The sequence below is a fragment of the Pseudomonas baetica genome (genome assembly GCF_019733355.1).
GTDB classification, from domain to species: Bacteria; Pseudomonadota; Gammaproteobacteria; order Pseudomonadales; family Pseudomonadaceae; genus Aquipseudomonas; species Aquipseudomonas baetica_A.
In genome coordinates, this window is the sequence record NZ_JAIHLQ010000094.1 from 1 (window position 1) to 3,960 (window position 3,960).

Genomic DNA, 3,960 nt, shown 5'->3' on the forward strand with positions numbered 1-3,960 from the left:
ACGGCGGGTTCGCTTACGTTTACCTGCGTACTCGGCATCGGCGAAAGAAATCTGCTTCATGGGGGGATCAACCGTTCAGCTCATGTGATGGGAGATATTTCACCAGATTTTGAAACCTTTTTCAGAGTTTCCCTAGCTGAAGGCATTGTTATGGACATAGCAAGATGTACCGTGGACGGCGCTGAATATCCCGCAGTAAAGTTCGCCAAACTTCCCCCTTCTGAACTAGCGAATAAACGGCGACACCTCGTTTGTATCAAGTGTGGTACCCGAGCAATTTTTGTCAAAGAGGCGCGAAGCGGACAAGGACCGCATTTCCGGGCTCGTCCTCATCTGAATTGCACATTCGCTGCACCTGAGTCTGAACGCGGTGAGGGCGGCGGCGATGATCAGGACATGTTACGTAACCCTGGTGATCGCATCGTTCTAGACCTCCGTTACGGTGCGGCGGAGAACGTGAACGGTGACCCAGTGTTGGGTGGGACAGGCGGTGCCTCTGGTGGCAGGTACGTTGGCCTTGGGGGGAGCAAGCGAGCAATATCTAAGCGCCGACTCCGACCAATTTTGAAGAATTTAATATATTCCGAAGCGTTCAGACATTCAGATCAAACCATTGAGTTGCCCGAAGTAGGTGAGTTTCGAGTGCGTGATTTGTTCGTGAATTTTTCTGACATCACGGAAGAGCACGTGGGTCAGCTCAGAGGTTTTTGGGGTGATATTCAGGATACCCGCGAGTCCAAGGACGGGTCTCGATGGATCAATACCGGAGATAAAGAAAACGTCAGCGTGATCGTCGGCAAGGAGGTCTGCAAGGCTTTTCTAGACTATCACCGTGCCAAGTGGACGGAGCTTGAGGGCATGCATTTCTTGGTTTTTGGACGGTTGAACCGGGGGCGGACAAATAACAAGTTGTGGATCAAGCCGAAGGGTACTGAATACACGGCTATTTATGATGAGTCTTAACGTCAGTCGTGTCTCATAACTTGTGTGTCACTACCTGCTTCAGCGAATATGGATTCTGCCGTAATTTTAAAGCCAATCACCATGCAGCCTGAGGGTTCTTAATGACCGAACCTCAGTCGTTCGATAGTCTCGATATTTTTCTGATGGGCTGAGGATTGTAGCGTTAGGCTATAGTCTTCCCCTGAGATGTAGAGGCTGAAAGCGGGTGATGGACCCAAATCTGGTGGCAAAGCTACAGGCTGAAAATGCACGGCTGATTGCCTTGTTGGATGCTCATGGCATCGAATGGCGGCTGCCTAATGAGCTGGTCAAGCTACCAGCGGCTCCACTTGAGCGCTCGCAACAACTCGATACTGATGGAAAGCTTGCCCTATTCCGAAGCTTGTTTCGTGGTAGGACTGACGTCTACCCCATCCGCTGGGAAAGCAAGGCGGGCAAATCAGGATACGCACCCGCCTGCGCAAACGAATGGAGGCCTGGCGTTTGTGAGAAGCCCCGAATTAAATGTGGCGACTGCGGTAACCGCCAACTGCTTCCGCTGACCGATGAGGTGGTCTATCGCCATCTGGCGGGCGAAGTGGTCGTTGGTATCTACCCCCTACTCTCTGATGACACGTGTTATTTTTTGGCGGTCGACTTCGATGAGGCCGAATGGCGTGATGACTCCAAAGCTTTTGTGCAGTCATGCCATGAGCTGAACGTCCCGGTGGCGCTGGAAATATCGCGCTCAGGCCAAGGGGCTCATGGTTGGATTTTCTTTGAGCGTAATGTTCCTGCCTGCGGTGCGCGCCGTCTGGGTGCAGCAATCATTAGTCATGCCTGTGAGCGCACCCGCCAGTTGGCGCTCAGCTCCTATGATCGACTGTTTCCAAACCAAGACTATATGCCCAAAGGTGGCTTTGGAAATCTCATCGCGCTCCCGTTACAAAAGCGGGCCAGGGCCCAAAACAATAGCGTTTTTGTAGACGACTCGCTTGAGCCTCATCCTGATCAATGGGCCTTCCTGGCATCGATTCAGCGCATGAGCCCAGAAGATATCCAGCCCGTTATTATCCAGGCGATGGGTAATCGGGACCCTCTAGGGGTCGCCTACGTCGATGACGAAGGTGATGCAGAACCTTGGAAAGATCGTGAATCGAGATCACGTAAATTGACATGCCCGTTGCCTGATGCTCTGAACATCACGCTGGCTAACTTAATTTACTTTGAAAAGTCGGAATTACCACAGCCATTGGCAAACCAGCTTGTCCGGCTCGCTGCCTTTCAAAATCCTGAGTTCTACAAAGCTCAGGCCATGCGCATGTCAGTGTGGAACAAACCGAGGATTATCGGTTGTGCCCAGAACTTCCCCAAACATATTGCGTTACCACGTGGCTGTTTGGATGCTGCGCTGGAGCTTTTAGAGGAAAGCGGGGTTACCCCTATTCTTAAAGACGAACGCTTCGGGGGCGCCCCCATCGACGTGAGGTTTCTCGGGACCCTGCGTTCTGACCAAGAGGCTGCTGTCAGCGCAATGCTAAGTCATGACACCGGTATCCTCTGCGCGCCGACAGCTTTCGGTAAAACGGTGAGTGCTGCTGCGTTGATTGCCGCACGTGGCATTAACACGTTGGTGCTTGTGCATCGGACGGAACTGTTAAGGCAGTGGCAAGAGCGCTTGCAGGCGTTCTTGGGAGTCGGGAATGGTGTCGTTGGTACTCTTGGGGGCGGAAAAGCGAAGCTTACAGGCATCATCGACATTGCCGTAATGCAGTCGCTATCGCGAAAAGGCGAGATCAGCGATCAGGTAAAAAATTACGGCCAGGTCATCGTTGATGAGTGTCATCACCTATCAGCAGTGTCATTCGAGGGGCTACTGAGGAGCGCGACCGCGCGGTATGTACTGGGACTCACAGCAACCCCAGTGCGCCGAGATGGGCAGCAGCCCATTATTTTCATGCAGTGCGGACCGATCCGACATTCTGCTGCTCGACCAGCGAGTGCGCCCCATGATCTATCTGTCGTGCCTCGATTGCTGCCCAAACCAATAGTTGTCCCCGAGGGCTTTGGGATTCAGGACGTTTTTCGGCGTCTAGCCGACGACTCTGAGCGGACAGCCAAAATCGTGTCGGAGATTGAGCTGGCGTACAACGAGGGCCGAAAAATTCTAGTGCTAACGGAGCGGACGGAACATGTGGATGCCCTTGAATTAGAATTGAAGCAGCGCGTGCATAACCTTTTCACGCTTCATGGGCGAGTGCCTAAGAAACAGCGGATTTCCCGTATGCATGAGCTTGAGTCCCTTCCCCCTGATGCCCCACGAGTGCTGCTGGCAACAGGAAAACTAGTAGGTGAAGGCTTCGATCATCCGCCGTTGGACACGCTGGTGCTGGCAATGCCCATCTCATGGAAGGGCATCCTTCAGCAATATGCGGGGCGGTTGCATCGATCACATGCCGATAAGGCCGACGTGCGAGTGATCGACTTTGTTGACGTGGGCAATGTTGCGTTGATGAGGATGTGGGATAAGCGGCAGGCGGGGTACAAAGCGATGGGTTACCGAATGGCTGACTCCCTAGCTACGATGGACTTGCTCTAGCAGAACGGTCCCTTTTTGGATGCCGCCAGCAGGCTCCTTCGTTAGGTGAAGATGCTGATTGTGGAAACGACATTTAATAAGGTCAGTAATCCGCAGTACGACACTAATTGTGGCTCAGATGTGACAGTTTTCGTGCCCGTGTTTCACGTGGAACCCTGATTCCACCTAGGGTAGCCATGACACTTAATGTGCCCATCGACATTCGTGTTGTTTGGCGCTTTTAACGGTTCGAGCTTCTCGGTCGAAAGCGGATAAAAAGAGGTGTTGACAGCAGCGTGTAACGCTGTAGAATTCGCCTCCCGCTGACGAGAGATCGGAGGCGCAAGTGGTTGAAGTTGTTGAAGAATTCTTCGAAAGCTTCTGAAAATAATCACTTGACAGCAAATGAGGCTGCTGTAGAATGCGCGCCTCGGTTGAGA

Annotated in this window: 2 protein-coding genes; both read left to right on the forward strand. The window is 52.6% G+C overall.

The annotated features are described in order from the left end of the window. Positions 1 to 963: hypothetical protein (locus K5E40_RS34000; RefSeq protein WP_221734399.1), on the forward strand; the 963-nt coding region annotated here is incomplete at its 5' end. 208 nt (positions 964 to 1,171) lie between these two features. Continuing rightward, positions 1,172 to 3,541 carry a TOTE conflict system archaeo-eukaryotic primase domain-containing protein gene (locus K5E40_RS34005; RefSeq protein WP_260456247.1) on the forward strand — a complete coding sequence of 790 codons (2,370 nt, stop codon included), beginning with the start codon at positions 1,172 to 1,174 and terminating at the stop codon, positions 3,539 to 3,541. The last annotated feature ends 419 nt before the right edge of the window (positions 3,542 to 3,960 follow it).